The sequence below is a fragment of the bacterium genome, from assembly GCA_013360215.1.
Lineage (GTDB): Bacteria > CLD3 > CLD3 > SB21 > SB21 > JABWCP01.
This window is the reverse complement of the sequence record JABWCP010000009.1, coordinates 82,508-105,913: the sequence shown is the minus strand read 5'-3', so window position 1 is coordinate 105,913 and position 23,406 is coordinate 82,508. Positions and strand designations below refer to the sequence as shown.

Here is a 23,406-nt window from a genome sequence, read left to right as displayed (position 1 = left end):
CTCTCTGATACGAGGATCAATAGGATTTATAGTGATGAAGCGGGAATGCTCCTGATTCATTCCCGCGATTAATATAAACCTAATTTATGATTTCGTCCACCGTTTTTAATTTTTCGATATGGGCTTTTTTAATTTTCTCCAGATCGCCGTTGAGGGCTTCGCCGATGACTTGTTTGAGGTGGTCGGCAGCCAAAACGCGGGGTAGAAATACATAATCCGCACCTTCGGCATACATCTTCTGTGCGCGTTGTGCGCTTTCAGCGGTCACGATGATTTTAGCGTGAGGGCACAGACTTTGTATCTGACGGATCATTTTGAGATTGTCCGTTCCGACCAGCACCGTATCCGGAATAGTGGAAATAACCAATTTGGCGCCATGAATACCGGCGTGATGCAGCGTATCCATATTGGAAATATCGCCGTACATGGCTTTGACGCCGAGCGCTTGGAGTTTCGCATGGACATTGGGATTAAAATCCACCACGACGATTTTATCGAACAGGTCTTCGTGTTCGGCTTTATCATTATTGGCGTTTTTGTCGTCCTGTATTTCTTTGATCAATGAGCTGGCTACACGGAAAAAGCCCAGCAAAGCGATATCTTTTTCTTCTTCCTCTTCTTTTTTCTCGATCACGGTTTGAACGTCTTTGAGTCCGATCTTGGGGAGAAACTTACCCAACGCCGTCTGAATGTGAAGGCTGTACTTGATCAGATACGGCGCCCCGATAGATGTGATCACAAAAACAAAAATGATGATGGATAAAATTTTATTGTCAATATGACCTGCGCTGTATCCGAGCGAAGCGATGACGAGCGAAAATTCCGACAAATTGGCCAAATTGATGGACGGTAAAAGGCTGATACGATTACCTTGCTTTAACAAGTACAATATCGGATAAACAGATAAGAAGCGTGAGATGATAAGAAATACCGCCGTTACGGCCGCAATCGCAAGAATACCGAGATCATCCATCGGATTCGGTATCTTCATACCGAGTGCGACGAAAAATAATGTCACAAAGAAATCACGGATACTGATGACTTTGGCAATCACGTCCAAATTGTACGGGAACGTCGAAATAGCGACGCCGGCAATGAGGGCACCCATTTCGATCGAGAGGCCGAGAAATCCGGCCAACGAGCAAATCAAAAAACACCATCCGAGCGAAGCCACGAGTACAAGCTCCGGAATTTTAGCGATGGATTTGAAAAGTTTCGGAAGGATGTATTTGCTGATCAAAAGAGCAATACCTACGAGCAAGCCGCCTTTGCCAAAAGACATCAGGATGGTCAAAATGTCCGGGTTGGCGAGATTGGGCTGTACACCCAGAATTACGATCGCCCAAATATCCTGAAATACGAGTACACCAAGCGTAATGCGTCCGGCGAGTGTGTCCAGTTCAAACTTAGCATATAAAAGCTTTACTACAATCGCCGTACTGGACAGCGCGCAGCATGCGGCGAGATAGAGCAGGTCGTACTTACCACCGCCGATACTAAATCCTAACAAAGGGAAAAAAGCCAGGCCGAGCGCAACGCAAAGCACAAATTGAAATACGCCCGACATGATCAGAGCTTTTCCGGATTCTTTGAGCTTTTTCATGTCAATTTCGAGGCCGATCATGAAGAGCAAAAGTATCAATCCGATTTCTGAAATGGTCTCGATATCTTCTTTACTGCTGATCAAATGCAATCCGATAGGACCGATGATCACACCGGCGGCAATATATGACAAAAGCAACGGTTGCTTCAAAAAATGGAAAGTAAAAGCTAAAACCGTCGCCGCAATAATGCTTATACCGATACTTTGTATAAGGCTATGCCCGCCTTCTTCACCGCCGCCTGCAAAAGCGGCACCGGGGAGAAAACAGAAAAGAGCCGTAACGGCAAACACAAGGATAATGATGCGTAAAGTTTTGGAACTCAGCATAATTGGGTACTCGCATTAATATGAAAAAATGAATTTATTGTCGAACCAAACGGTTAGCAAAAAAACATAAAGTAAAATGCTATTTCATGCAAATAAAATCGGAGGGAAAATGAGGATAATGAAGAATGAAGAATGAAGAATGAAGAATGAAGAATGAAGAATGAAGAATGAAGAATGAAGAACGAAGAATGAAGAATGAAGAATGAAGAATGAAGAATGAAGAATGAAGAATGAAGAATGAAGAATGAAGAATGAAGAATGAAGAATGAAGAATGAAGACCTCTCTTGTATCTTCAAAGACTTGTCAGTTCGCGGAATTTTTGAGCTTGGCGGCGGGATATTTTGACCTGTGGGCCGGATTTTAAAGTTACGTTGAGACCGCCGTCAAACCACGGTTCGATCGTTTCGATCCACTGCATGTTGATGATATGCTGACGGCTTGCACGGAAAAATACTTTGGGATCGAGGCGCACTTCAAGTTGGTTGAGGGAACGCAAAATCAAAGGTTTCTCTTTGTCGAAAAATAAACGCGTATAGTTGCCTTCGGATTCCATCAGGCGAATTTGTTTGAGACGTACAAACCAGCAACGGTCACCGTCTTTGACGAAAACCTGATCGTTGTCCGTGAGCGGTCCGGTCGGTGTAGCGGAGCTCTCCTGCGACGAAATTTTTTGCAATGCATCGGCGAGGCGTTTAGGATCAATCGGTTTGAGCAGGTAGTCGAGCGCATTCACTTCAAATGCTTTGAGGGCAAATTGATCATAAGCGGTGGTAAAAATAATCTCCGGTGTGGACTCCAGCGAAGCGAGAAGGGCAAAGCCGTCTTCACCGGGCATTTGGATATCTAAAAAAACCAAATCAGGTCGAAGTGTTGCAATCAATTCACGCGCTTCTTCGGCATGACGTGCCTCGCCTACGATTTTAATATCCGGATGCGATGATAATAAACGACGCAATTCCTCACGGGCCAACCTTTCATCATCTACGATCAGAGCATTCATGGCTTTTCCTCGCGTATCGGGATTTTGACTTTGGCATAAACCTGAGCATTTTTTTCGGTAAGCTCCAGTGTGGCACTGGATCCGTACAGTAAGGCGAGCCGTTGGCGGATATTAGCATTACCGATACCCGTGGAAGCGTCTGTTTGTCTGACATGCCCGTCATTGATCACTGTGATCTCCAGCGTAGAGCCGATGCGTTCGGTTTGAATGATGACGGTACCGCCCTGCGTGCGGTCGGCAATACCATATTTGATGGCATTCTCTACCAGCATTTGTATCAACATGGAAGGTATTTTTATTTGTTCTAATCCCGGTGCGGTTCGCCACGTCACATTAAAACGCTCTTCAAAGCGTATTTTTTCAAGCGCGACATAGTCTTGTACGGTCTGCAGCTCGTCCTGCAGCGTGACTTCAGGCGCTGCGGCATTTTGCAACGCGTATCGAAGGATATTGGCTAACTTGGTAATCGCTTCTTGCGCACGTGCACCGTCGCTGCCGGCTAACGCGCGAATGCTGTTAAGCGCATTAAAAAGAAAATGCGGATTCATCTGCGACTTGAGCGTCATCAGTTCCGCATCTTTAAGAGCGGATTCAAGTTTCAGATTTTTGATTTGCGAATTTTTACGATCCTGAAAAAAATGAATGCTAAAGTAAATCACAGACCAAAGTAACGCCACGACGCTGAAGTTGAACATGCGCGCTAATGTGACGGCGAATCGAAATTCACGAGGTGTATCGGGAACGAAGTGGCTGCTCAAAAAAACACCGCACTCCATGATCGCGGCGACCAGTATAGTTTTGAATAAAATAATCGGTATGAGCCGTAAAAGAGGCCAGCTCAGCATATCATGCCGACGGATAGCGATTCGAAAAGCATGGGTGCCGATCAATCCCACCGCACTGACAAAAACATTGGCCAAAACAAGCGGTACCGTGAGATGATAAAATCCCGCCATAAAAAGGCAGTTGATCGCGGCATAGCCCAACCAGCCGCCGAGCTGACATAACCAATACATACGCTGGTGTTGATTCATACCACAGATTCTTAGTCTATAAAATGTAAGCTATATTTTTTACCCGACTCATCATCATTGCGCCGTAGGATTGGGAGTACGTTTTTTGAAAATCATACAGCGGCATGAAAGCATACCATATCCGATCAGCATACCGATGGCTAATCCCATTGCCAGATCATTGAGACTGGTACCCAACGCGATACCGATGCCGGCGGATACGGCAAAGCCGGGTCGGTGTTTTACGTTTTGACAAAGACGCTTGAACATACGGACTCCTTTCAAATAATTCAAAGAATGGTTTTGAGTATATTGTTAATTTGTTTTCAAAAACGACTGTACTTCACTGAAAAACCAGGTTGGTTCATCCAGCATGATGAAGTGCCGTGCTGTCGGTGCCATGTGAATGGTAACCGAAGGCAACGCGGCATAGTTTTGTTGAAATAAATCCAGTACCATATCCGACGTCATACCGAAAGTCTTATAACCGCCCCATGAACCGAGCACCAGCGTAGGAACGCGGATCGTGCTGATGTTTTTACGGTAATCGGTCGTCATCATTTCACGCATAGCGGCAGTCAAGCTCGTGCGGTCCGATGCGATGCTCCACTCGGCGACGGTACGCGACTGCGTCGAATCACTGACCATCGTGCGGATCGTGGCATATTGTGATTGCGCGAAATTGACGGCATCCTGATTGAGCAGCATACGCTCCATCATCGCGGCTTGTGGTTTGGCCAATTCTACCGTTGCTGCCGGATTGGCCAGTGCAGGGAGGAAAGGTACGGCATCAACGACGATCAGTTTTCCGATCACATCCGGGTATTCTGATGCGATCATCAAGCCCAAAAATCCGCCGAGGCTGTGACCGATCACGATGGGTTTGGTTTTGCAGTTTTTTCGAATGTAAGCCACGAGCGCCTCGCGACGCGGAACGAGAAAATCACCTGAAATGGCCGGCACGCCCGCAAAGCCGGCTAATGTTACGACATGGCATGTATTGGTTTTTTCAATTTGCCCGACCGTTGTTTTCCAAACTTCACCGGAACAACCCAGTCCCGGTATCAAGATGATGTCAGGACCTTGTCCGTAAACAATAACTTGACCAAAGTCCGTCCGGGTTTGCGTATGCCCCGAAACGGTCAAAAGTAACGAGGCCAGCACCGCTGCGATAAGCCATGAGATCGAATACAAACGCATACATTTCTCCTTGTTTTATTAACGAACAAGTGAAATCTATACGAAAAAACGAGAGGGGGTTAGCCAATTGGGATGAACGGCGGATCAAGGGGATGAGCGGTCGGAGATAAAGGATAAACGTTAACCGACTCTATATTAACGGAAAAATGTTTTATCCGTATGTGCAAAGTCACTATAATTATCATTTAGGCTTTTTGCTAGGTTGCGTTGTCATTAAGATTGCACGGATTTACTTCTTTTGAGAAAAAAAGCTGTAATGCTAACTGAAATTTAGGGTACTTAAATAACTTTTTGTATAAGATCATACTCGAATAAGTTAGTTCGTCATTAAGAGAGGGGGCAATTCATGATCAATCTCCTACTGAAATTTACAGATTGATGTACAGTTTATGGGAGTTACGAATGAAAGCTTTTCCGAGGTATTCATGCAGGTAAAACCCGATTTTGACCAAATGCAGCCTTGGATTGGCAAATTTGGTTTTCCCAATACTTTTTTTTACAATCTAAGGAACGTATCGTAAAATCAAACGTATCATATTTGAAAATATATGCCTTTTAGAATGAAAAATATGAAGTACATATTCGTTTTGTGGACTACGTTGATTTGGGCTCTGTTCGCCGCACTTTTTGTTCTCCAGTCCTATTTTTTTAGCATTGCGATTGGCCAGTCGTTTGACTTGTGGCTCCGCCTATCGTTTGAAGGTTCACAGGCATTGATATGGGCGATTTTGACACCGGTAGTTGTTAGTTTCGCAAAGCGATGGAATCTTCATGGTGCGTCCGCCCCAGCCTCATTGTCCGTACATTTTGTACTTGGATTTGTTATCGGTTATATACACCGCGCTGCGTCGTTTTGGTTCTATATAGCGTTGTATCCGCCGGATACGCCCCTGCCGTCGTCGGTTGCCTGGGCTAAAATTCTCGGCAGTACTATGAATAGTGTTCTGATCTACTGGTGTATCGTCGCCGTGGCGTATGTTGTGCATTTCGTGCGTGCGCATCAGCAAGAACGATTGCAAGCAGCGCATCTGGAAAGTCTTTTTCAGCAATCGCGTTTGGAATCGTTGCGCCGTCAGATACAACCTCATTTTTTGTTTAATACGTTGCATTCGATTTCGGCTCTGATGGATGACGATGTTCCCGGCGCGCGGCGAATGATCACCCGATTGAGTGATCTGTTGCGCAAAACGTTGGATCAATCGGAACGTTCAAAAATACCGCTTGGCGAAGAGATACGATTTATCGCGGATTATCTGGCGATCGAATCCGTCCGGTTTCAGGATCGTCTGCAAGTCCGCTATGAGGTGGCTCCGGAAGTTGAAAAAGCATTGGTCCCTTCTCTGATTCTCCAACCTTTGGTTGAGAATGCCATTCGTCATGGCGTTGCTCATGTGGCATCACCGTCAGTGATCATTATTCGCGCTCTTCGGAATGAGGAAAATCTTAATATAACGATCTTAAACACATCGGTACCGGTCAACGAATTGGAAAAGGGGATTGGACTGAAAAATACGGAATCTCGCCTGCAGTTGGCTTACGGCGAGCGGGCGGCGTTGAAAATTCTGACCATACAAGATCAATTTAGCGTAACGATAGAAATTCCTTATGAAGACAGAGCTTGATCATGAATTAACGGCGATCGTCGCAGATGATGAAGTATTGGCGCGAAAACGCATTCGTCATTTGCTGGCGAAACGTTCAGACATCCGTGTGGTAGCGGAATGCGTCCACGGTTATGACGTATGCGATAAGGTTTTGGAATACAAGCCGGATTTGTTGTTTCTGGATATTCAGATGCCGGAGATGGACGGATTGGAAGTGTTGCGTACGCTAGGTCCGGCCGCCGTGCCGGGCGTGGTTTTCGTAACGGCATTTGATCAACATGCGATTCGTGCGTTTGAACTCCATGCTCTGGATTATTTGCTCAAACCGTTTGACGATGCGCGTTTTTATGAAGCGCTGGACAGAGCTATACAAATGATCGGAAAACAACAACTACCGGATAACCTCAAACGGCTGCTGCAGAATTTGCCGCGTCCGGAAGCGTTTATGCCGCGCATCCCGGTGAAAGACGGGATACGAATACATTTTGTTGAAACGGCCAATATACTGTGGATCGAGGCGACTGGAAAAAACACCATGATGCATACCACCGACGGCTCCATCAAGACTGCAAAAAACATAATCGAGGTCGCCCGGGATCTTGATCCGACGCAGTTTTATCGCATTCATCGCTCTTATATAGTCAATATCCGCGCGATCCGTGAAATGCAGTCTTGGCATAAAGGTGAATACGTAGTGATACTTTCAGACGCCACCCGACTTGTCACTGGACGCGCTTTTCGTGGCAATGTTGATCTGCTCATGCGCCGCTGAGATTCTTTTCGTTACCTGTAAAATCCCTTCTATTCCGCATTTCGACCCTTTCGTTCCTTAATTGCAACGACTTAATTCTGTCATCGTAATCAATTGGTATAGACTAGGGTGCGATATACATCGCAGGTAATATCAAACCTTGCACACAAATTTTAGAAATTAATATGGATTTCATAAAACCTAACCCCATCGTTTAATCTAACTGAAGGAGAAGCTATGAAAACGTTTATTTGGTTATGGCTAACAATAACTTGCATAGGATCGACGTCTTGCCGTGATAGATCGGCTGGTGTGCAAGAGCCGAATGCACTATCGCAAGACGATAAAGATGTACTATTTCAAATTCATAACGGCGATTTGGCGGGTGCTGAATCAAAAATCAACGCGATGCTGAGTAACAATGCGGATAACCTGCGGGGTCATTTTTTAAAAACTTCGTTATACTTCCATGCGCGGTACTTTGCCAGCCAGGGCGCCAGCCGTGACTCCATCAGTACACTCTTGCTGAAGTCCTGCGAAGAAGCGATAACACAGGCTGAAAAACAATCGGAGTCTATAGAGCAACAATTTTACCTCGGCTCATTTTATAGCTTTAAAAGTCGTGCGCTGCTTGCCAAACGCGAATGGACTTCGGCTTTTTTTGCCGCGCGAACCGGTAAAAATTTGCTGGAATCCGTAATCGAATCCGCACCGGGTTATGCCGACGCTTATTTGCCTCTTGGTGTTTTATATTATTTCGCTTCAACCCAGCAGGCGTGGTGGCAAGGTGCTTTAGCGTGGGTAGTTGATTTGGATGTTCCCAAAACGCAGGCGCTCAAGTATATCCAAAAAACTTATGATGAGGGTTTGCTCAATAAAAATGAGGCGCATTTTGTGTTAAACAACATCAATTTATATTTTGAAAATAAGTTAGATATAGCCGAATCCTTGTTACAACATTATACTTCTCAATTTCCCAATAACCGCTTTTTTTTAGCGCCGATGCAAGGGTTAAAATTAACGCGTATTACAGAAGAAAAAGGCGGGGAGTTCTTACTCGCTCATCTGGACAGTTTAGTGACAGCGCATCCTATCAATGGTATGCAAACGTTGAATCGCGTGGGTTACCAGTATTTGGGTCAAAAAAAATTTCCTGATGCATTGGCTGTCTTTCAAGCTAATGTAAAATTGTTCCCGGGGTCGGCCAACAGCCATGATAGTTTGGCCGAATGCTACTATACGATGGGGCAAATGCAGGAATCGAAAAAATATTACAGTCTTGCGCTTACCAAACTTAGCAGTGATCAAACAATAAATGAGGAGTTTAAAAAAACACTGAGAGAGGGTATTGAAGCCAAACTAAAAGATCTGGCATCATATTGAGGTGATGAGATAGGCATAAATGTCTTGTCCTTAAAAAAGTTGACACTTTTTAAGTTAAGCCTCCAAGTTATTTTGGGGGCTTTTTTGTTTTTTGCAGATGCCGTTCACACGGAGTTAGGAGCCCACAACTCCAATGCGGACGCTGATGATTATAAATTTGAATACTGTCATGCACGAGCTTGTTAGCCTGTGTAAACGATTCTAAAGTATCTCCCAAACCGAATTCGTCTTTGAGTATACCATTGACCCGTTCAGCGATTGCATTTTCATACGGATCTCCATGCTCCGTCATACTGATTTGTACATGATGATTGCGAAGATAATCCGTATATAGTCCACTGCAATACTGCAAACCTCGATCAGAATGGTGCGTTAGCTGGTGAGAATAATAACGATTAGCTAAGGCCATTTTCAAGGCCCTTAAAGATATATTGGCTGAAAGTTCCGGGCTCAAGACGTATCCCATAATTTTCTTAGAATACGCATCGGTAATCAAATGTAGATACAAATAACCCTGAGCTAACGCAACATAGGTAATATCAGCAACCCATAACTGCTCCGGTGCGTCTAACCTCATCAAAGCCGCCAAATTGGGATACGTTCGCATCCAATGTTTGGAGTACGTTGTTTTTGTATACTTGCGCTTTTTGAGTACCAACATACCCTCTTCTCGCAATAAGGCAAAGAGCTTATCTCTCCCTATAGAGTGCATGGATTGGTCTTTGAAACGACGATTCAAAAGATAATGTAATTTACGACCGCCAATTCTTGGCATATGTTGACGAATCTCTTGTATCATCACTTTCACCAATTCCTGATTTAAACCATCTCGCAATTGCTTATGTAAGCGTTTATAATAGGCTTGTCTTGTGACACCTAAATATTGACACATCAAAGCTATCTTCCGGGTTCCTTGAAGTCTGGTAATGACCTCAAACCAGACTTTTTTAAAACCTCTATTCCTTCCTTCTCTTGAATTAGCTCTATTGCTTTCTCATACACGGCAATCTTCAAATGGGCCATCTCTAAAGCTTTCTCCAATTCTTTAAGACGTTGCTTCTGTATATCTTTCATAGGGCGACCTTGGCTGACTTGTTTAGGGTAGGCTAATCTACCATATTTGCGGCACCATTCCAAAACCAGAGAATGACCTTTAATCCCATACCTTACCATTAATTGATCTTTATTCAAAACCCCTGTCTCATATTCTCGTACGACTTGGCGTTTGAAAGCTTCCGCATACCGTTTTTGCGGGGTTAACACTTTGATCTTTTTGCCCGTAAACATCATACTTCTTTTCTCCCACTGTCAACTCATCTCAGGACGACTCAAAAATACAAAATCCCGCTCCAAAAAGCGGGATTTTTTGTGGACGCGACTGGACTCGAACCAGTGACCCCTACGATGTCAACGTAGTACTCTAACCAACTGAGCTACGCGTCCTTAATAATTTGTGCTCGGAACCGGAATCGAACCGGTACGGGCTTTGAGGCCCGCAGGATTTTAAGTCCTGTGCGTCTACCAGTTCCGCCATCCGAGCTTTAGACACACGCTGGAGGCGAAGGACAGAATCGAACTGTCGATGGGGCTTTTGCAGAGCCCTGCCTTACCACTTGGCTACTTCGCCATCTTTTCAAAGACCACAAAAAAATAACCAGAGCCCCGATAGGTCGAGAATCTGGTTACTCATTTCACTTACTCTACCGTTGTAGTAATCACAACGGATCCCATCTGGATTACACGAACGAGAGCGAGAGACGAGATTCGAACTCGCGACATCAACCTTGGCAAGGTTGCACTCTACCAACTGAGCTACTCTCGCATATATATGAACAAACCAAATGCCTAATTCAAAACTGGGACAGTAATATAGATAAAAATATTTCCCATGTCAAGAAATTTTGAATAAAAACAAAAAATGATTTTTAAGTTAAATAAATACATATATTTAAATATGTTCTTTTCTTAATTTAGCGCACTCAAATAAGTCAAAATGTCATGACATAAGTGGCGAAAATAACGTTGTAAACAAGTTATCAACATAACTGACATTGTTTTTATTGAAACTGAATTGGCTTGCATAACGTATCATGTTTTTATTAATTTATCAGCCATTATGAATTCTAAAAAAGCACTAATAATTGTATTCGTTTGCGTTTTCGGGCTAAGCGCGTGTGCATTATTTATTGATCCATATGAAGCCCAATATCGCCAGTTACTCCATGAGCGGGATTCACTTCAGCTTTCGATCGCTCAGACTCGACATGATCTCAAAGATCTTGAAGCGGAGCTTTGGAAAACACTGTATGATACGGAGTACTTGCGTAACGCATTGGTTTTGGCTCAGGCTGATTCTGTAAAAAATTTTTACTATAACTACGTATTTCGTTATCGCCGTCCGATTCAGGCTATTGCAGAAATTGATCCTGCTTCGCCATTTCTTTTCCCTCTGAAAACCGAAAAAGACCAAAACCGCATCAAATTTCGCATTATGTGGGGACGTTTGTTCTACTTTGACTTTAATCATCTCGGTATTGATATTCGTGCACTCGAAGGGGATACGGTTCGCGCCATATATGACGGCGTCATTCAAAACTACGGTGGTGCCGAGGGATATGGCGAACTCGTAGCCGTGGTCGAACATGAATATCGCGGTCTATGGAATAAAGACGTGGTGCCACAACGATTTATGTCCATCTACGGACATATTCGAAATCGTTGTTATGATGGCGAACCGGAATTGAAATGGAAAGCCGGAGATCGCATCCGTAAAGGCGATATTATCGGATTTATCAATGATGACAGCCGCAACGGGTATGGGATGGAGCATTTGCACCTCGGGATTCGGCGTCAAAGCGCGATGGATGCGCAGACGGTGGACGGAGGATATTGGATGCGCGGATACGACACGCCCAAAAACAGTAAATTTCAGTTTTTTATGAATCCGATAGACTTATTTGGTCGTTATGTTCAGTTTATTCTTCCGGAATAGTCAGATTTCTCTTTGCATTTTATAGATAAATTATCTATTGTTGCCTTTAAGTAATTTTGCTTGTCGCTTTTTTGTTTTTCATGGAGGATTTTTCGAATGCGTCTGATCACGCGTACCGATTTGGATGGTCTTACATGTGCCGTTTTTATCACGATCATGGAAAAAATAGATGAAGTTGTATTTTACGAGCCCAAAGAAATGCAGGATGGTAAAGTACCTGTTACCGATCGCGATATCATAGCCAATCTTCCTTATCACCCTAATTGCGCTTTATGGTTTGATCATCATCAAAGCCAACTTATTCATCAAAATGCAGAATACCGCGGAAAATTTGCCGTAGCACCGAGTTGTGCACGGGTGATCTATGATTTTTACGAACAACCCGACGAATTAAAACCATTCAAAGAATTACTTGAGGAAACCGATCGCGTGGACAGCGCGCAGTTGACCATGGAAGATGTGATGAATCCTAAAGGTTGGGTGCTGCTCTCCTATACACTAGACCCGCGCTCCGGTCTTGATGCATTTACGGACTATTTCCAGCGCATGATCGGGTGGATCATGGTGCATACGGTTGATGAGCTTTTGCAATTACCGGATGTCAAATCTAAAGTTGATAAATATTTAGCTGATCAGGATAAATTTAAAGAAGCATTGACGACATATTCTCGTGAAGACGGTAATGTCATCATCACGGATCAACGTTCCGTGGATAAATTTCCCTCTGGCAATCGGTTTCTTATTTATACGTTATTTCCCAAAGCCAATGTATCGGTGCGCTTATTCAAAGGCAAAGAACCCGGCGTCACCGTATGCGCCGTCGGACACAGCATTTTTAACCGCAGCTGTAAAACGGTAGTGGGGGAGCTTATGCATGAGTACGGTGGCGGCGGGCATAAGGGCGCGGGAACATGTCAATTTCCTGAAGCAGAGGCCGAAGCGAAAGTCGCAGAGATCATTGAGCGATTAAAGAAAAACGGATAAAGAGAATAATCTACCTATAAAAAAGGCAACCTGAAGAAGGTTGCCTTTTTTGTTGAGTCCAATTTTGAGACCTACAAATTATAGTGCATTTTATCGTCGGGGCGGTACGTTGGTTTATTTAAAAACTTATTGCCAACGAGCTAAGAACGGATAGATTTGATTTATCGCCTGAAAAAATAGCATCACGACTTTGAAGACGGCGACCTTCGATTCGGAATACGGATTGTTTGGTAAAAGCATAGTCCAGATTGGCTGATAGACCTGCTGTCTGGAATCCGTGTGCCGTTCCGGTCGAAACGATGACTTGATTCTTATCCATGAATTGTTCAGCGCGCACGGAAACACTCCACATGTCATTGAGGACATACCGCGTTATAATAGCCCATGTCAGCCATGTATAATATTGTGAACTTCCTCTGGATTTCTGTTCCGCGCCGAAATCAACGCCTGCCGTTATGCCTAATTTTGAGTTAACCTGCCAAATGGCGTAGGTGTTGTCGAAATAACGCCACTGGCGCGTACTGTCAGCCCTATCATTTCCGATAAAAGTACTATAGTTGATGGTCAATCGATCGGAAGGCTTGTATACAATCTGCGTGCCCATTGCCGGAGTTACGTTTTTAGAGGAGCGGTGGATACGTTGCCATCCGTTACAAACCACAGCGGCAAAGGTCCATCTATCCGATAACGCATATGTTGCCTTCACACCGCTGAGATAATACGGCGAATTTTCGGCGGCCATTGACCGCGATAATGTCCAATTATCTTTTGAAATGGCGCTTTCCCAGCCTATATGTGAGCCAAATAAACCGACTTCAAGTGCAGTTTTTGAATTGATTTGTATACCGGCATAAGCCTCATAAAGGTGTTGGTAGGTTGCCGGTTCGGCGGAAAGATTGGATTGGGCATATGTTCCGGCCATAATACCGATGTGTGCATACGCTTCATCGTACTTAGCCTTCATTCGTAGCAGTGCTAGATTTACGTTGAATTCATTGTGCCGCGAATGATTGTAAAGAAACCCGGGTCTGTCTCCCGAAACAGGTTTAGAAAAATCATATCCGTAGTACGCGTCAACGAAGCCGGACCACGACCAGTCCGTATTGTCGTTCTGGGCGTATGTCGGCACTGCACGGATTGAGATTATGAAACATAGAAAAAAAAATCGCATAACAAGACCCGAATTTTTTATTAAAAACTAATTCTTTTCCATCACTTTTTTAAGATTGGCAAGGCCGGTAGCCAAATCATCGCCGATCATTTTTTCCATGTCCATAAAGAGCAAGAAAAGATTCATCGGATAATCCATGTGTCCGCTAAAGCCCCACTTGACGAGCGTGGTACTGTCCGTAGCCGCACTAGTAGTCATATACGCCGGTTCTTTGGATTGCCACGGCTCAAAAAAACGCAATTCAAAATCAATGCGCTCACCATCAGTGATTTTTACGATTTCCTGTTCACCTTTACCGACATCCGGGTTTTGACTTTCCCATGCCGAAACAAATCCAACTTGCCCGTCTTCACCGCGATAGGTTTTTTTCATGTTGGCGTCCATTGTAGCCCATTTGCTGTACTGGTCCTGATTTTTAAGAAACTTTACGTAATCAAATACAATCTGCTTGGGCTGATTGATCGTTACGCTCCGCTCGACGGCGTAATGTGTTTTTACAAAAAGAGCAACCACAAGCGGCAATGCAATGAGGATGCCTAATACGATGAGCAACATGCGAAGTGCTTTCATGAGAACCTCCGTGGGTAAGGTTTTTTTGAGAAAGAATAGTATAAATTTCTACGGATCGTCAGGGTTTAAGTTTCTCAGTATTTGCTGCGAAAAAACCAGAGTAACACAGAGAGAATCACGCTCAGCAGGATACCGGACGTGAGCGGAAAATAAAACGAGAAATTTTCCCGCTGAATAAAAATATCACCCGGAAGGCGCCCGATCAGAGGGATTTTATCGGAAAACGTAAGAAGTGCTCCGACGGTAATCAAAACACCGCCGAGGGCCATCAATATTTTTCCGAAATCGTGAAATGGCTCCATACGATCATCGTTTAAAGGTTCATTTTTTCGACGACGCGTTTCATGATCAGTGTCATTTTGGGTTCGGCTTCACCGGCGGTTTTGATGATTTTGGGCAGATCAACCGGTTGGAGTGAATCGGGGAAACACTCATCGGTAATAATCGAAAATCCGAGACAGGGGATACCCATATGATTTGCGACGATTACTTCGGGCACAGTAGACATACCGACAACATCGGCGCCGATATAACGAAGGAAACGGTACTCAGCACGGGTTTCGAGATTAGGGCCCATCACAGCAACGTAAACGCCTTTTTGAACTTTGATTTTTTCTTCCAGAGCGATGTTTTCAGCTAAAGCGATCAATGTACGGGAATATGGTTCGCTCATATCAGGAAAACGGGGGCCAAGCGTATCTTCATTTTTTCCCCGCAACGGATTATCACCAAGCAGATTGATATGATCATCCATGATCATGATATCGCCGGGTTGGTATTGAGGATTCATGCCGCCGCAGGCATTGGATACAAGTAGCGCTTTGATGCCGAGGAACTTCATGATGCGAACGGGGAATGTGATCTGTTGCATGGTATAGCCTTCATAAAAATGAAAGCGCCCTTGCATAGCGACGACGTGTTTGCCGCCGAGCGTACCGAAGATTAATTTACCGGCATGACTTTCGACGGTACTGAGCGGGAAATGCGGTATATCCTGATAGGGAATTTCGATCTCTTTGCGTATCTCCTGTACCAAGCCGCCAAGCCCCGTGCCGAGTATAACCCCGACAGACGGCTGTGTTTTCGTTTTGGATTGAATATAGTTAACCGCTTCTGCAATTTGTGCCGTCAAAGGACTCATGATTTCTCCGAACGTTTTTTCTCTAATTCTTTATGTATCTGATCCAGCAGTTCATGGGATTTTTTATCCGCAGAATCGCCGAGCATTTTTTCGAAATCCGATTTTTTAAAAATACCTGTAGCATTGTGCGTAAGCTTTTCGAGTTCTTCGATCACTTTTTTTTTCTTTTCGTGGCGTTCCGGGTCAGTAATCGCCGTATCGTCAGCCGATTCGCGGATCGCCGCGGCTAACTCCGGAGGCAGATCATCAAGTTTGAGATCCTGCACAAACGAACCGATACCTTCTTCCAGGCCGGCTTTCAATTCTTCTTCTGTGGCTACCGGGATAATGGGTGGAGGCAGTTCAGTTTCCTTAATTTCGGCGGGTTTTTCTACGCGCGGTTCGACCTTTTCGGGAACCGGTATTGTTTTAGCAGCGGCTTCGGCCTTTTGATCACCCACGATTTCCAAAAGCGCAATTTGAGATTTCAGGTATTCGCGTAAATGCGCTGCCACTTTGGTTTTTTGCAGCTGAAGAAAATTGACTTCTTGAGCGAGTGATTCGTTCTCCTTCTGCGCTTGCGTCCGGATGCGTTCGGCCTCGGCACGGGCCTGTTCTAAAATCAAATCCGCATCCACCCGAGCATCCATGAGTTTTTCGACCTTGACCATTTCCTGTTTGTAGTCATTTAGACTTTTTTCGCTGCTTTGGATACGAAGGCGCAAGTATTGGGTTTCGTCTTGAATCGCTTTGAGCTTTTGTTGAATTAATTTATTCTCGTCGAGAATTTCTTTGTAGTTTTCAGCTACCACTTCAAGAAAAGCCGTCACTTCGTCGGGATCAAAACCCCGCATGACGCGTTTGAATTCCTGATGTTGTATGTCGCCGGGATTGAGTTTCACAGCGTTTCCTCCGATTTAGGAGCGGCCGGTTTAGCGGCGCGCTTGCGTTTTCCGAAAAGGGCCGTTCCGATACGGATATAGTTGGCGCCTTCTTCGATGGCTATTTCAAAATCACTGCTCATCCCCATGGAGAGCGCGTTCATTTCCACGTTAGGTATATTTTGTTCACGGATAAAGTCGCGCAGTTCGCGCAAGCGGCGAAAGTAACTGCGAATTTTTTCGGGATCATTGGCCTGTACAGCCGTCAATGCGCCGATCGTCATGAGTCCCTGGATGCGAATATTTTTCAATTCAGAAACTTGTTTGATCAACTCCAGCGTGTTATCCGGCTCGACGCCATATTTGGTGGCTTCGCGGGATGTATTGACCTGAATCAGGATCGGCATAGTTTTATCCACCGTATAAGCGCGACGATCAATTTCTTTGGCCAAACGAAACGAATCTACAGAATGAATCATGTCAAACAGATCTACGGCTTGACGGGCTTTGTTGGTTTGCAGGTGACCAATCAAATGCAGTTGGAAATCCGGTACATTGCCGGACTGTTCAAGTTCTGTATATTTCTCTTTGGCTTCTTGAACCTTATTTTCACCAATAAGAGAAATGCCGGCGGCAACAGCTTCGCGGACATAATCAATACCGTAAGTTTTAGTTACCGCAATGAGGTGGATTTCTTTGGGATCGCGCCCCGCTTTGAGAGCGGCCTCTTTTGCTTTTTTTCGAATCGTTTCTATATTGGCACGAATCGTAGCCTGCAATTCTATATCCATAAAACAAGTTCCTTTTATTTCTATTTTCGACCAAAACCGGCACGAATGCGTAATTCCGGTTCGGTTTCGAGTTTAATACGTTCAATGCTGCTTATAGTTTTACCTAAAAACTGGTGCAGCAAATTATCACCCATATACAGGACCGATAAGATTATTCTTTCGTGAGCGATCTCAATGCCGATACTGGAAAATGTAATACGTTTGATGAATTTAGTCAGATCGGGATTTTTTTCCACGGCATGTAAGCGTTCCGCCAGCTTCGCATCAATGTGAAACTTTTGATTGAATACCTGATACGGATCACCGGTTTTGGTAAAACGGAATTCTCTGTCGGTAATTGCATCAGTCAATCGACGGCTACCTTCGGAAATAACGGAAAGCACACCACTCCCGTCGGTCGTAAAAACTTTAGGCGTGCCCCATTTATCAGCTAATATCAATCCGACGCAATTATAATCTTCGATGAGTTTTTTAAAAAAAAGCTCAATGGCAACATGGGGAACGGTACTGCGGTTTTTGCGTGCTTCAAAAAGACGTGCCACATTGAGTACATCTTCTTTGACCTTGCGCACGGCGCAAGCGGGTTTGAGATGAATACATCCTTCATGCAGGCAGGATTCGACTGGTTCCACGCAGCCGATACGCTCTTTGTAGTCCAAAAGATTTTCACAGCGCGTACGAATGGTGCGTTCCGTCGTTGTCACACCGTGTTTTTCCTGATAATACAATACACCGTCTTTTATCAAAGCATCGAGGAGATTATTCAACTGATGATAATTAAAACGATCCAGCAATTCTCGAAACGCATCCGGTTGCAGTAACGACAGATGAATGACCTGAATTTCTTCGGAATTAAATACCTGCGGGTCCAGCGCGAGGATACGCTGAGAGCGAAAAACCGAATCGGGCGTTTCCGTCATAGCGGAAGCTGCCGGAGATATATGCTCTGCTGTTGACATAGAAAAAACAATACGATTCATCGTTTGAATACAAAAACAAAGATAGGCCGTATATATCTGAAAATCAACCAAAATGCCTATTTGTATGCTTGCGATACAAGAACGGACATTCATGCTGCCATTGTAAAACAGGCACTTAGATGTTGCAGGCATTTTTTTGGAAGCATGAAGTGAACGATTATGATGATATTTTATATGCGGTTTGTTCAGATTATATCCGTGGAATAATACCCTCTTGATGATAAACCCGTTTTTGTGTTGCGTGATGCGATTGTATTGATTATAATTGCAAAGTTTTAGTGTTAACCGATGGAAGAAAAAAACTATGAACAAACGTTGGATGATTTTCGTCGTATGGTGTTGTGCGGGCGTACTGTCAGCACAACAATACCAGGTTCGTATTTCGCCGGATACGATTTTGTGCAGTGACCAGGAAGCGATCATACGTGTTTCACCGGGTCGCTCCGGTGTCGAGCTCAATGCCATCGCTCGTAAAGGCGGCGGTTCGATTGGTGATTTCCGTTATACCAACAGCGATCAGGGGTATGTCAATCAGGCGATTTTTTCGAGTCCTTTTTCCGGGGAAATCGAAATCGAAGTGATGGATAATAAAAACAACAAAGTCGGAATGGTAACTGTAACCGTGGTTCCGCCGACGATGGAATTTATGGAAGACGAATCCATCGCGGAATCGAATGCCGCTGAGAAGCGCATTCCGCTGAAAATTAAAGTTTTGGATCAGAACGGAAATTTTATCAAAACGGCTAAGGTAATCTGCAAAGTAAACGAAGTTGAAGGCACCGGAAAAAACAAAAAAATCAAACCCAGTGATGCTAAAGTCGGCGCGTTTGTTTTACTGGACGGATACTACGAAGGTCAGTTGACCAATCTTAAAAATGCCACATACCGTCTTGAATTCTTTGATGAAGGGCACTTGCTGCCTTTTGACAGCGAAGAAAACCCGGATGCGCAACATCCGTCGCTTCTGATTGATTCATGGCCGATCAGTTTTAATTGATCAACAAAAAATTATGATGAATACACGGCCCCGTGTATGTGGGAAAAACCTGCAACACGGGGTTTGTTTTTTTTTGAAAAGAGAAATTACTTTTTTATAATTCGATTAGCCGTTTCTATTCCTCAATTCGCCCATAGGATTAAAATTTTTGAACATTATCAAACCGTTTTTTTTGAGATTAGACGACCCGCGCAGATGGAGTTTCGTTTTATTGTTGTTATGCGGCTGTGCGACGATCGGTGCGCCAGGGGGTGGTCCGGAAGATAAGGAACCGCCGACGGTGATAGCGACGTTTCCTGCCAAAGATTCGACCAGAGTATCCCGTCGGACGGAGGTTACGGTGGCTTTTTCCGAAGCGATGAATAAAGCTTCGGTTGAAAAAGCGTTGTTTATCGCACCGTTCCCGGCACGTGATCCGGATCTGTCGTGGGATGATGCGACGTTGACGATTCGTTTTAAAGACTCGCTGGAAGAAAACCGTACCTGCGTCATCACGATCGGCACGGACGCGATGGATGCACATCAGAATAAATTTAAAAGTGCATGGAGTTTTGCTTTTTCGACAGGTGATAAAATAGACGCCGGTTCCATCGCCGGTACGGTCGTATCGGAAGGCAAAACTAAACCGAGTGTATGGGCGTACAGACTCAACGGTCATTCATCCTCACGCGACAGCATGATTTACACCAAACGAGCCGACTATATTACCCAAGTGGATGCACAGGGCAAATATCGGTTTTCGTATTTAGCTGACGGAGCCTACCGCATTTATGCCGTAGCCGATCAAGGCGAAGATTTTAGGTATCATCCGATGCAGGATATGATCGGCCTTGCGCCGCGCGATGTGATATTGGCGGATACATCAAAAGAAGCGTTATTTGTGGATATCGCCGTATTCAGAGAAGACACCACGACGATGGCTGTACAATTGGCACAAATGACCGGGTCTAATGAAGTTTTGATTCGCATCAACCGCGTTTTGGCTGAAAGTCGATATGACGGTACCAAAGCCGGGTCAGAAAATATAGCTTCGCATTTTTCAATTCGCGATAGCCTGAGCGGTACCGATGTAGCGATACGCGATGCCTATTTTGTCACGACGGGCGCAACTGAAGAAATTCGACTTTTATGTGACAGTATGTCTTCCCAACGCGTGTATATTCTCGATGTGCGCGGTATATATGGATTGTCCGGCGACTCGATTGCCTTTCAGCAAATTAATTTTCGCGCGGAGGGTAGTTTTGAAACAGCGCGCGCCAAGATTGAATGGACTTCCCCATACGGTACGCCGGGGTTGATCACAGTTAATGATTTTATCGGATGGAAATCCGACCGCGGATTGGAACGTCCAACGTGGGAAAATGCTTTTGTGTTGCGTGATACTTTAGGTAACCCGGTAAACGGAACTTTTTTTTGGATGCATTCGGCATCCGGGAAATTCATACCGGCGCGCAACCTCCGGGGGCGTATGCCGTATGAGGTGCATGTGGACGGTAAGATATTACGGGATTGGTCCGGTCGTCCGGCGTTTGACACGACGATGGTTTGGCGTTTGGTCGCCATGCCGGAAGACACCGTCGGTACGGTATCGGGTATGATTGCGGACGAATCTTCCGATGATCATGGAATGTACCATGTAACGGCACGTAATCTCAATCGCAGCGGGCGCGATTATACATTGATCGTACCATCACCGGGGGCTTTTACTCTGGACGGGATGCTGCCCGGGAAGTATAATTTTCTTGCATTCCGTGACCGGGATAGTAACGGCGTATTTTCATTCGGCCAAACAGCGCCGATCATTCGACCGGAGCGATTTGCAAGTTATAACGATACGGTGACGGTTCGTAAAAACTGGGAAACATCTAATATTCAAATTCGTTTCAGGAAATAAGCCATGAAAAGCATCTATTATTTGCATCAGATCAAAACCGGAAAAAATTTTCGCGTGGAAGAAAACCAGGAAGTGACCATCGGTCGGGCATTTGACAATACGCTCATGATTGACGATAACTCCGTATCGCGCTATCATGCGCAGATCAAGTGGAAAAAAAACCTGATGTATATTACCGATTTACAAAGTACGAACGGAACTTCGGTGAACGGCGAAAAAGTGGAACATGGTTATTTTACAGAACTTAACTTCTCCGACTTGGTGAAAATCGGCAATCTTGAACTGAAAATCCTTGATGAAGAATCGGTCATCGGAAAAAATTTTACCCCTGATCAGGCACCAGCCAAAACGATCGTAATCAATCAAGCGATGTTAAAAAAAGCCGTTGATCCCGATGATTTTACACACAATTAAAAATAGAGGGCAGTAGATGAGAATAAAACTTTCGTTATGGGTGGTAGGCATCACTGTGTCGGTGATGATCGGATGTTCATCGCGCACAGCTGTACAACCGGAACCGGGTATTAAAAATAATACGACGGCATCTGCTTCGACCGACAAGCATGGTCATACAACAGAAACTCTTGCGGAAGAAAAAAAGGGGCCTTCTGAACCTGTAATCACCGTTGTTTCTGTTCCGAAAACCGTGCTTTCTGCTGAGGAAAAGATAGAGCTTCGTGCTGTGGGGGATTCGCTGTACGAAAAAGGCGATTTTGATGAAGCGCTACCCGTGTGGGTTAAAATACTGGAGCATGCCGACGACAACCCGACGATAGCGGCGGCGCACTACGTGCTTGGAACATTGTTTTATCAGCGGCAGGAATATTTTAAAGCCGAGTTAGAATTCAAACGTGCGATCGAATCGGATTCGACTTTGATAGACGTGTATCGTGAGTTGGGTTTTGTCTATTTTGTCAAAGGCGATTATGACAAAGCGCGGGCCTCATTTGAAACGATGCTAAGCTATCTGCCCGGCGATTCCGAAGCGGTACATTGGGTAGATTATACGATCGGCACGCAGGCCTACGAAGAAGGTTTGAAATTATTTACCGATGTATCGTACGATAAAGCGATAGAAAAATTTCAATCCGCGATTGCTTATCTCGAGGAGGACACCTCGGCTAACTATAAGATTCACTACTTTATCGGTAAAACGTATTTGGAAAAGCTGGACTACGATAATGCATTGAAACATTTGAGCAAAGCGGTTTCGTTGCGCCCGGAAATGCACGAAGGGTACACCGAAATCGGCGCGATCTTTTTTTCCCGTAGTGATTATCCCAAAGCGATCGGTTTTTTCCAACGCGCATTGACGTATCAACCATCATCCAGCAAAGCACTGAATAATCTTGGTTATGTGTATTTTACTCTCGGTAATCAGGCTTTGGCGGGCGGCGATAAAAACCGTTCGGATGAGTTTTATAAAAAAGCGGTCACCTATTTTGAACAGGCTCTGGTCGCTGATCCGGCGATGGCGGGGGCGCGATACAATCTCGATCATGTACGTAAAATCTTGAGCGGTGCGCGCAAAGCGACGGCGTACACGCTTTTGCAAGCCGCATTAAAAACGGAAAACCATGCGGAGCGCATTCGAACCTACTATAAAGCTATCGAACAAGATCCGACCTACGATGATGCGTATGTCAATCTCGGTGTGGCCATGTTTTATCACGGTCAGGCCGATTCCGGTATGATTATGACAGAGAAGGCGATTGAAATCAACGCCTACAATGCTCAAGCGCACAATAATCTCGGCTATATGTTGGGTACAGCACACCGCTGGGAAGAAAGCCTGAAACATATTTTTCTGGCTATTCAGATCAAGCGGGATTATACCGATGCCTATGTCAACCTCGGGTATGTTTACATGTGGAAAGAAGATTTCGAGTCGTCCCGCAAAGTCTGGTTGCAATTGCTGAAAAACAATCCCGACAATACGATGGCGCGTAAAGGTTTGGCCGAAATGGAACGCCGCGAAAAAATGGTTCGCTCCGGCGAAACCACAACGCATATTGAGATAAACGAAGATCGCGCGGGCGGCGGTTCTAATTAAAATAGAATGCCACGACATGTATTCTCGTTAATAAATACGAAGTCATCGTTTTCTTTCTCTTGGCATAATTAACGCCTGCATGCGTACAGAT

The 23,406-nt window shown here is 44.7% G+C and carries 23 protein-coding genes and 4 tRNA genes; 9 read left to right on the top strand and 18 right to left on the bottom strand.

Translation table 11 applies throughout. The features are described 5' to 3' along the window. Window positions 1–79: 79 nt before the first annotated feature. The 5 genes from HUU58_08320 to HUU58_08300 form a co-directional block, all read right to left on the bottom strand. Window positions 80–1,930 (bottom strand): cation:proton antiporter, encoded by a 1,851-nt coding sequence (locus tag HUU58_08320; GenBank protein NUN45672.1) that lies wholly within the window; start codon window positions 1,928–1,930, stop codon window positions 80–82. A gap of 293 nt (window positions 1,931–2,223) precedes the next feature. Continuing rightward, entirely contained in the window at window positions 2,224–2,931 is a 708-nt protein-coding gene (locus HUU58_08315; GenBank protein NUN45671.1) for a response regulator transcription factor, read from the bottom strand. Continuing rightward, window positions 2,928–3,965, bottom strand: a complete 1,038-nt coding sequence (locus HUU58_08310; protein NUN45670.1) for a histidine kinase — start codon at window positions 3,963–3,965, stop codon at window positions 2,928–2,930. Before HUU58_08310 ends, HUU58_08315 begins: the two co-directional genes overlap by 4 nt. A 54-nt stretch (window positions 3,966–4,019) precedes the next feature. Continuing rightward, on the bottom strand, window positions 4,020–4,214 hold the full coding sequence (locus HUU58_08305; protein NUN45669.1) for a hypothetical protein: 195 nt from the start codon (window positions 4,212–4,214) through the stop codon (window positions 4,020–4,022). A 45-nt stretch (window positions 4,215–4,259) separates the two neighbouring features. Then, entirely contained in the window at window positions 4,260–5,144 is an 885-nt protein-coding gene (locus HUU58_08300; protein ID NUN45668.1) for an alpha/beta hydrolase, read from the bottom strand. A gap of 569 nt (window positions 5,145–5,713) precedes the next feature. On the opposite strand from HUU58_08300, the gene HUU58_08295 reads away from it, so the two are divergent. The 3 genes from HUU58_08295 to HUU58_08285 all read left to right on the top strand — a co-directional run bounded on the left by HUU58_08295 (window position 5,714) and on the right by HUU58_08285 (window position 8,882). Next, complete coding sequence (locus tag HUU58_08295; protein ID NUN45667.1) at window positions 5,714–6,766, top strand: histidine kinase; 1,053 nt, start codon at window positions 5,714–5,716, stop codon at window positions 6,764–6,766. Beyond that, on the top strand, window positions 6,750–7,520 hold the full coding sequence (locus HUU58_08290) for a response regulator transcription factor (GenBank protein NUN45666.1): 771 nt from the start codon (window positions 6,750–6,752) through the stop codon (window positions 7,518–7,520). The genes HUU58_08295 and HUU58_08290 overlap by 17 nt, the downstream gene beginning before the upstream one ends. Window positions 7,521–7,736: 216 nt before the next feature. Continuing rightward, window positions 7,737–8,882 (top strand): hypothetical protein, encoded by a 1,146-nt coding sequence (locus HUU58_08285; GenBank protein ID NUN45665.1) that lies wholly within the window; start codon window positions 7,737–7,739, stop codon window positions 8,880–8,882. Window positions 8,883–8,949: 67 nt separating this feature from the next. Here the strand turns inward: HUU58_08285 and HUU58_08280 are convergent, their stop codons facing one another. From HUU58_08280 to HUU58_08255, 6 genes are all read right to left on the bottom strand, one after another. Continuing rightward, window positions 8,950–9,810, bottom strand: a complete 861-nt coding sequence (locus tag HUU58_08280; GenBank protein ID NUN45664.1) for an IS3 family transposase — start codon at window positions 9,808–9,810, stop codon at window positions 8,950–8,952. Further along, entirely contained in the window at window positions 9,780–10,172 is a 393-nt protein-coding gene (locus tag HUU58_08275; GenBank protein NUN45663.1) for a hypothetical protein, read from the bottom strand. Before HUU58_08275 ends, HUU58_08280 begins: the two co-directional genes overlap by 31 nt. Window positions 10,173–10,251: 79 nt before the next feature. Continuing rightward, window positions 10,252–10,325: transfer RNA gene (locus HUU58_08270), tRNA-Val, on the bottom strand. An 11-nt stretch (window positions 10,326–10,336) separates the two neighbouring features. After that, window positions 10,337–10,422: transfer RNA gene (locus tag HUU58_08265), tRNA-Leu, on the bottom strand. 13 nt (window positions 10,423–10,435) lie between these two features. After that, window positions 10,436–10,509, bottom strand: a tRNA-Cys gene (locus HUU58_08260). Between the two features lie 122 nt (window positions 10,510–10,631). Further along, window positions 10,632–10,704, bottom strand: a tRNA-Gly gene (locus HUU58_08255). A gap of 294 nt (window positions 10,705–10,998) precedes the next feature. Between HUU58_08255 and HUU58_08250 the strand changes: the two genes are divergently transcribed. Continuing rightward, entirely contained in the window at window positions 10,999–11,874 is an 876-nt protein-coding gene (locus tag HUU58_08250; GenBank protein ID NUN45662.1) for a M23 family metallopeptidase, read from the top strand. A gap of 96 nt (window positions 11,875–11,970) precedes the next feature. Next, a complete protein-coding gene (locus HUU58_08245; GenBank protein ID NUN45661.1) occupies window positions 11,971–12,858 on the top strand; it encodes an exopolyphosphatase in 888 nt (295 codons plus the stop codon). A 118-nt stretch (window positions 12,859–12,976) separates the two neighbouring features. Here HUU58_08245 and HUU58_08240 read toward each other — a convergent pair whose 3' ends face one another. The 7 genes from HUU58_08240 to HUU58_08210 form a co-directional block, all read right to left on the bottom strand. After that, window positions 12,977–13,987: a porin gene (locus HUU58_08240; GenBank protein NUN45660.1), complete on the bottom strand. Its 1,011-nt coding sequence runs from the start codon at window positions 13,985–13,987 to the stop codon at window positions 12,977–12,979. 69 nt (window positions 13,988–14,056) lie between these two features. Next, the gene (locus HUU58_08235; GenBank protein ID NUN45659.1) at window positions 14,057–14,599 is read right to left on the bottom strand and encodes an SRPBCC family protein; all 543 of its coding nucleotides are present in this window, start codon (window positions 14,597–14,599) and stop codon (window positions 14,057–14,059) included. Window positions 14,600–14,673: 74 nt separating this feature from the next. Next, window positions 14,674–14,901 (bottom strand): DUF2905 domain-containing protein, encoded by a 228-nt coding sequence (locus tag HUU58_08230; GenBank protein ID NUN45658.1) that lies wholly within the window; start codon window positions 14,899–14,901, stop codon window positions 14,674–14,676. Window positions 14,902–14,912: 11 nt separating this feature from the next. After that, window positions 14,913–15,740, bottom strand: a complete 828-nt coding sequence (locus tag HUU58_08225; GenBank protein ID NUN45657.1) for a purine-nucleoside phosphorylase — start codon at window positions 15,738–15,740, stop codon at window positions 14,913–14,915. Continuing rightward, entirely contained in the window at window positions 15,737–16,621 is an 885-nt protein-coding gene (locus HUU58_08220; protein ID NUN45656.1) for a DivIVA domain-containing protein, read from the bottom strand. The genes HUU58_08225 and HUU58_08220 overlap by 4 nt, the downstream gene beginning before the upstream one ends. Continuing rightward, window positions 16,618–17,391 (bottom strand): YggS family pyridoxal phosphate-dependent enzyme, encoded by a 774-nt coding sequence (locus HUU58_08215; GenBank protein NUN45655.1) that lies wholly within the window; start codon window positions 17,389–17,391, stop codon window positions 16,618–16,620. Before HUU58_08215 ends, HUU58_08220 begins: the two co-directional genes overlap by 4 nt. Before the next feature lie 20 nt (window positions 17,392–17,411). Next, on the bottom strand, window positions 17,412–18,464 hold the full coding sequence (locus HUU58_08210) for a hypothetical protein (GenBank protein NUN45654.1): 1,053 nt from the start codon (window positions 18,462–18,464) through the stop codon (window positions 17,412–17,414). Between the two features lie 211 nt (window positions 18,465–18,675). Between HUU58_08210 and HUU58_08205 the strand changes: the two genes are divergently transcribed. From HUU58_08205 to HUU58_08190, 4 genes are all read left to right on the top strand, one after another. After that, window positions 18,676–19,368 (top strand): hypothetical protein, encoded by a 693-nt coding sequence (locus tag HUU58_08205; GenBank protein NUN45653.1) that lies wholly within the window; start codon window positions 18,676–18,678, stop codon window positions 19,366–19,368. A 148-nt stretch (window positions 19,369–19,516) separates the two neighbouring features. After that, window positions 19,517–21,262 (top strand): Ig-like domain-containing protein, encoded by a 1,746-nt coding sequence (locus tag HUU58_08200; GenBank protein NUN45652.1) that lies wholly within the window; start codon window positions 19,517–19,519, stop codon window positions 21,260–21,262. Between the two features lie 3 nt (window positions 21,263–21,265). Continuing rightward, the gene (locus HUU58_08195) at window positions 21,266–21,676 is read left to right on the top strand and encodes an FHA domain-containing protein (GenBank protein NUN45651.1); all 411 of its coding nucleotides are present in this window, start codon (window positions 21,266–21,268) and stop codon (window positions 21,674–21,676) included. 16 nt (window positions 21,677–21,692) lie between these two features. Beyond that, the gene (locus tag HUU58_08190) at window positions 21,693–23,315 is read left to right on the top strand and encodes a tetratricopeptide repeat protein (GenBank protein NUN45650.1); all 1,623 of its coding nucleotides are present in this window, start codon (window positions 21,693–21,695) and stop codon (window positions 23,313–23,315) included. The last annotated feature ends 91 nt before the right edge of the window (window positions 23,316–23,406 follow it).